Below are 6641 nucleotides of genomic sequence, written 5' to 3'. Positions count from 1 at the left end.
CTTCTTCTTTGGCAATATTGCGAACCAATGGCGAGAAGAATTTCTCTGAATGGTGGTAATCCTGAGCTGTCATTGCAGGTGCAGCAGGTGTTGGCGCAGCAACATAATCTTTGGCAGCTTCAACGGTTTTAGCCACATCGGCTATAGCAGCAATTGGCGCAGGAACTTCTTGAACCGCCGGTGCGGCAGCCACTGTAGTAGCGGCAACAGCGCCTCCTTCGGTTTCGATGATGGCGATGGTTTGACCTACCTGAACGAGATCGTCTTTTTGAAACAATTGCTCTGTCAGAATTCCGGCAACTTCCGAAGGCACTTCGCTATCGACTTTATCGGTCGCGATTTCTAGGACGGCTTCATCTATTTCGATTCTGTCGCCCACTTGCTTGAGCCAATTGGTAATGGTTGCTTCCGCAACGCTTTCTCCCATTTTCGGAAGCTTCAATTCAAATCTTGCCATATTGTTAGCCTAAAGGTATATTCCTATTTTGTGTTTGCGAAATTAATAAAATAAATCTGTTTTGATTATGAATTATTTACTTTTTCAATGTCGCCCTGTTTTATTTTTTATTGCAATTTGATAACTTCTCCACGATCATTACTGCTGTTGCTTCCGAGTATAAAATCGCTGTTCGAAGGTAAAATCTTGAACGTGAATCGTTTGCTTTGATGCCGTTCCATAAAATCAATGATTGCTTTAAACGACCACACATTATTATCAAAAATAATTTCGATGTTTTTGCTCGATTCGTCTGTAGGCGAATTTAAATCATTTTTAAGCGTAGAATCTGCGAGCGTTACTTTTTTTCCTAACAAGTTTTCAACTTTTACAACCTGTTTTTCATCTGATGAAAACAACCAATATTCCTCAATATTTCTGGTAGTTTTTACTGCTTGGTTCTTTTTAAAAATTAAAAATAAAAAAGCACCCATACTCATAAATACATCGAAAAAATAAGACACACGAAAATGTTTTTGGTAGAAAAAATGCATCGCTTCCCGAAAACGTTTCATATACAATCCGTCGCGCACAGTGCTTTCACCTTTATAATGAATCACGGAAGTTTCGGGAAAATAATAATTCGATTTTCCTTTTTGCAACACCATATACGACAAATCGATGTCGTCGGAATACATAAAACAATTTTCATCGAAACCACCAACCTCGAGATACAAATCGCGTTTCATAATCATAAAAGCACCCACCAGAATAGCTGTTTTTCCAGTTTCATTTTCATTGAGATGCTGCGCGTAATAGCGTCCGAACAATTTAGAACTCGGAAACAACTTGTATAATCCGGTTACTTTAGTAAACGCTACAAAAGGTGTCGGAACACCACGTTTGCTCTCAGGCAGAAAACGGCCGGTGCCATCAATCAGTTTGCAACCTACAATGCCAAGATCGGTTTTCGACTTCGCAAAAGCCAACACTTTTTCAAAGGTGTCTTCAGCAACTACGGTATCTGGATTTAAAATGCATAAATACTCGCCTCGGGCTTGAGCAACACCAATATTATTGCCTTTTGGGAAACCGCTGTTCTCTTTGTTTTCAATCAGTTTAACATGAGGAAAACGTTGTTTCATCATTTCACAACTGTCATCTAGCGAATTGTTGTCAATGACAATGATTTCACCATCAATACTTTGGAGTGCCTTTTCCACGCTGAGCACGCATTGCTCGAGGAAAAAGCGAACGTTGTAGTTGAGGATGATGACGGAAATTTGCATGCGCAAATATAATGGATTGTTCTATTATTAGATTATAAGACTATAAGATTTTAGGATTTTAAGATTCGTTCCTAGCGTCTTGAAATCTTACTATCTTGTAATCTGTTTTATGTAGACATGAAGATTTTAGATGTTGCCCTAGCCCCGATTGTAACGGTTATCCTTTTGTGCCGTTGTTCGGCGCAAAAGATATTAGTGGAAAGCGGGAAATTGCTCCTAAAAAATAACTTACTTTTGCCGAAAATTATCACTGTGAATTACTTATCCGTAGAAAATATATCGAAGTCTTTTGGCGAGCGTACGTTGTTTGAAAACCTGTCGTTTGGCATTAATAAAGACCAGAAAATTGCGTTTATCGCCAAGAATGGTTCGGGAAAAACTTGCATCATGAACATCATAACAGGCGAAGATGAAGCTGATTCCGGGCAAGTCGTTTTGAGAAAGGAAATCAAGATGGCATTTTTGTCGCAAACACCGAATTTGCAAGAGGAATTGACGATTGAAGAAAGTATTTTCGCTTCGGACAATGATGTTTTGAAAGTGATTGAGCAGTACGAAAAAGCGCTCGAAAATCCTGATGATTCGGAAGCATATCAAAGAGCTTTTGATCAAATGGACCAACACAATGCGTGGGATTTTGAAACGCAATTCAAACAGATTTTGTTTAAATTGAAGTTGGAGGATTTTAAACTTAAGGTTAAAAATTTGTCGGGTGGGCAGAAGAAAAGATTGTCACTAGCGATTATTTTGATCAATCGTCCCGATTTATTAATTCTCGATGAACCTACGAATCACCTCGATTTAGAGATGATCGAATGGCTTGAAAGTTACTTCGCCAAAGAAAACATCACGTTGTTTATGGTGACGCACGACCGGTTCTTTTTGGAGCGTGTTTGCAATGAAATCATCGAACTCGACAACGGAAAATTATACCAGTACAAAGGCAATTATTCGTATTACCTTCAGAAAAAAGAAGAGCGCATCGCTTCGGAAAATGCGAGTATCGATAAAGCACAAAACTTATTTGTGAAAGAATTGGATTGGATGCGCCGACAACCCAAAGCAAGAACTACCAAATCGAAATCGCGTCAGGATGATTTTTATGTGATTAAGCAAAAAGCGGAAAGCCGCAGAAAAGAAAATGTTGTAGAGCTTGAAATCAATATGGAGCGTATGGGCAGCAAGATTATTGAATTGCATAAGGTTTCGAAACGATTTAAAGACCGTGTGATTTTGGATAATTTCAGTTTTGATTTCCAACGTGGCGAACGCATTGGGATTATTGGAAAAAACGGCACGGGAAAATCGACTTTTTTGAATTTGATTACAGGCACGATTCCGTTAGATAGTGGTAAAGTCATTAAAGGCGACACGATAAAAATCGGGTATTATACGCAAAGCGGCATCAATCCGAAACCTGGACAAAAAGTTATTGATATTATTAAAGAATATGGTGAATATATTCCGCTCACGAAAGGAAAAATCATTTCAGCGGGACAATTGCTTGAGCGTTTTCTTTTTGATCGCAAGAAGCAACATGATTTTGTAGAGAAACTCAGTGGTGGTGAATTGAAGCGTTTGTATTTGTGTACGGTGTTGATTCAAAATCCGAACTTTTTGATTCTTGATGAACCTACGAATGATTTGGATATCGTAACTTTAAATGTACTCGAAAGTTTCCTTTTAGATTATCCGGGATGTTTGCTTGTGGTTTCACACGACCGTTATTTTATGGATAAGATTGTAGACCATTTATTCGTGTTTCGTGGCGAAGGTGAAATTGAAGATTTTCCCGGCAATTACTCCGATTTCAGAGCCTATGAAGACAGCGCAGATGTGGTTCAGAAAGAAGAAAACAAAGCCGAGAAGAACCAATGGAAACAGCAGAACAATACTTCGGGTTTGACATTCAATGAGCAAAAGGAGTTTCAAAAAATCGAGCGTGAAATCAAAGATTTGGAATACGAAAAAAAGCAGATTGAGCAATTGTTTTCTGATGGCAAAGTGAAGGATGATATGATTGAAAAAAAGGCAAATGAACTGCAAAGTATCATTACTAAAATAGAAGAAAAAGAAGAACGTTGGTTTGAATTGAGCGCGAAGATTGAAGGTTAGATTTCTAGATTTTAAGACTGTAAGATTTTAAGACATTAGAATTGTGTTTCATGAAAATTATATTCCAATTATCTTTACAATTTTAAACATCAGTCTATCAATTACGAAGGGTAATCTTAAAATCTTAGAGTCTTAAAATCTTACAGTCTGAATGCTACACCAAATAAAATCATACCTCCAATTCCTATGGAACTCCAAAAACCAACACGGCGTGCATTCGCCATTTGTGTTTGCTTTAGTGACGCAATGTTTTTATGATAAGCAATCAAAACCTGAATATGCAGTTCTAAAAAACTACAGAAACACACTTCTAAAAAACAAAAACACGATTGAAGTTACTGATTTTGGAGCTGGTTCGCGAGTATTCAAAAGCAACACCCGAGCTATTAATCAAATCGCTAAAAATGCGGGGATCAGTTCAAAACGTGCGCAATTGTTGTTCAGAATCACACAATACTTTCAGCCCGAAAACATTTTAGAAATTGGCACGTCGTTAGGATTGGCAACAGTAGCGCTTTCATTAGGAAACCCAAAAGCGACAATCACAACTTTGGAAGGTTGCCCTGAAACAGCTAAAATCGCGCAACAGCAATTTCAAAAATTCCAATTCACAAACATCATTTCAGAAGTTACCGAATTCGAGAACTTTTTCAACCAAGAACCGGCAACCGACAACCGACAACTGATTTACTTCGACGGCAACCATTCCCAAAAAGCCACTTTACACTACTTCGAACAACTACTGCCAACCGTCACCAACGAAACCGTTTGGATTTTCGACGATATTCATTGGTCTGCTGAAATGGAAGCCGCTTGGGAAATTATAAAAACCCACCCGAAAGTTTCAGTTACCATCGACACCTTTCAATGGGGTTTGGTTTTCTTCAGAGCCGAACAAGAAAAAGAACATTTTACCATTAGAGCATAAAAAAATGGCAACCATTGCTGATTGCCATTTTTCATTAATTAATTAAATTTAACCCAATTAAAATTAATTACATGCTTTTATTATTTTTTGGCTTCAGACATTTCGTCTGATTTCGCTCCGACTCTATTCACTTTTTGCATCGCTGCAAATTTGATTTTCAAACCGGCAATTTTCAAGTTGTCTTTACCACTCAATCCTTCTTTTTCAACGGTATTTTTTCTGCTGTCTAACGCTTCATACATCAATTTTACTTCATCCCAATCTTCACGAGAATAGTTATCTTTGTTGTCTTCTGCTGTGTGTACGAATTGTTGGTATACATCGTGGATGTTGTCTTTATTCACCCAGCTAAAATTCATATCATCGCCTATTTTTCCTTCACCAAACAAAGCGTTACGCAATTGTTGTTTAGGATTAGGATTAGATTTCATGTTTGTCGCCATTTGTGCTTCGGCATTGGCTTTTGCTGTTTCGTATTTGGCTTTACCGGAATTGATTCTTACCTGCGCTGCATCTTTGTCTTTCAAATCCTCTAAGGCAGCTTCAGCATCATTCATTCTTGTTTGATAAATACCGGCAATGCCTTCCCAATTTTGTGCCGCTTCTTTAGCGTTTACCGCTTCAATCGAATCGGTATATACTACAAAATTTTGTACTGATTGTTCTGCTTTTTCCGCTTTTTCGTCTTTACACGAAGTCATTCCTAAAGCGACTAACGCTATTCCGATAAATAATGAATTACTTTTCATAATATTTTGGTTTTAAATTATAAACAAATGTATAGCGCATCAATCTGCCTTCAATTTTTTTGTGTGAATTATGAAAACAATTCTAAAAGTTATGATAGAAATAGGACATATCTATTTTTGTTTAACACAGAATCACTTATTTTTTGCTCGCAAAGACGCGAAGCCGCAAAGAAAAAGTCATAGTCAAACTATTTTAAAACTTTGCGCCTCTGCGTCTTTGCGAGCCATTTGAAATAATTTAAATCACAACTGGCTTTTTTAAAACCCAACCGTAACATAAAACAAAAAACAACTACTTATTCGGAAATTTAGAAAAGCAATTTTGTACTTTTAAATTCGTAATTTTTAATTCCTAATTTTTAATTTTCAATGGCAAATCCATTAATCAAAATAACCGACATCAAACGCGATTTTATCCTCGGAAACGAAACCGTTTATGTGCTCAAAGGCATCGATCTAGAAATTCACAAAGGCGAATATGTCGCGCTCATGGGCCCATCTGGTTCGGGAAAATCAACACTCATGAATTTATTGGGTTGCCTAGACACGTCGACTTCAGGAACGTACATCCTCAACGGAAAAGACGTGAGTAAAATGCACGACGACGAACTAGCAGAAATCCGCAACAAAGAAATCGGTTTTGTGTTTCAAACTTTCAATCTGTTGCCTAGAACTTCCGCACTCGATAATGTCGCACTGCCCATGGTCTACGCCGGTTATTCAAAATCTGAGCGCAATATCCGCGCTTCCGAAGTGCTCACGCAAGTCAATCTAGCCGACCGCATGGACCATCAACCCAATCAACTTTCGGGTGGTCAACGCCAACGTGTCGCGATTGCCAGAGCGATGGTCAACAAACCGTCGATCATTTTAGCGGATGAGCCTACCGGAAATCTCGACAGCAAAACATCCATCGAAATCATGAAGCTTTTCGGCGACATACACGCCAACGGAAACACCGTAATTTTGGTTACGCACGAAGAAGAAATCGCCGCTTACGCCCACCGCGTGATTCGTTTGCGCGATGGTATGATCGAAAGCGACACAACAAAATAGTTGATTCGCGGATTCGGCAATTCAGTGATTTGATTGTTGGATTATTAGAAGCTGTTTCCCGCTATCCA

6 protein-coding genes are annotated in these 6641 nt (G+C 38.4%); 3 read left to right on the top strand and 3 right to left on the bottom strand.

Going from position 1 to position 6641, the window contains the following annotated elements; translation table 11 throughout:
* Positions 1-457 (bottom strand): biotin/lipoyl-containing protein (locus tag RMO03_RS02350; protein ID WP_309640475.1); only part of this gene is annotated, 457 nt, incomplete at its 3' end.
* Between the two features lie 107 nt (positions 458-564).
* Complete coding sequence (locus RMO03_RS02345; protein ID WP_309640474.1) at positions 565-1725, bottom strand: glycosyltransferase family 2 protein; 1161 nt, start codon at positions 1723-1725, stop codon at positions 565-567.
* A 252-nt stretch (positions 1726-1977) separates the two neighbouring features.
* Here RMO03_RS02345 and RMO03_RS02340 point away from each other — a divergent pair, with 252 nt between their 5' ends.
* Positions 1978-3840 (top strand): ABC-F family ATP-binding cassette domain-containing protein, encoded by a 1863-nt coding sequence (locus RMO03_RS02340; RefSeq protein WP_309640476.1) that lies wholly within the window; start codon positions 1978-1980, stop codon positions 3838-3840.
* Positions 3841-3991: 151 nt separating this feature from the next.
* Positions 3992-4768: a class I SAM-dependent methyltransferase gene (locus RMO03_RS02335; protein ID WP_309640473.1), complete on the top strand. Its 777-nt coding sequence runs from the start codon at positions 3992-3994 to the stop codon at positions 4766-4768.
* 80 nt (positions 4769-4848) lie between these two features.
* Here the strand turns inward: RMO03_RS02335 and RMO03_RS02330 are convergent, their stop codons facing one another.
* Positions 4849-5517 (bottom strand): hypothetical protein, encoded by a 669-nt coding sequence (locus tag RMO03_RS02330; protein WP_309640472.1) that lies wholly within the window; start codon positions 5515-5517, stop codon positions 4849-4851.
* Positions 5518-5886: 369 nt separating this feature from the next.
* On the opposite strand from RMO03_RS02330, the gene RMO03_RS02325 reads away from it, so the two are divergent.
* The gene (locus RMO03_RS02325) at positions 5887-6573 is read left to right on the top strand and encodes an ABC transporter ATP-binding protein (RefSeq protein WP_309640471.1); all 687 of its coding nucleotides are present in this window, start codon (positions 5887-5889) and stop codon (positions 6571-6573) included.
* Positions 6574-6641: the final 68 nt, after the last annotated feature.

The organism is Flavobacterium sp., assembly GCF_031411595.1.
Lineage (GTDB): Bacteria > Bacteroidota > Bacteroidia > Flavobacteriales > Flavobacteriaceae > Flavobacterium.
This window is presented reverse-complemented; position numbering and strand designations above follow the sequence as displayed.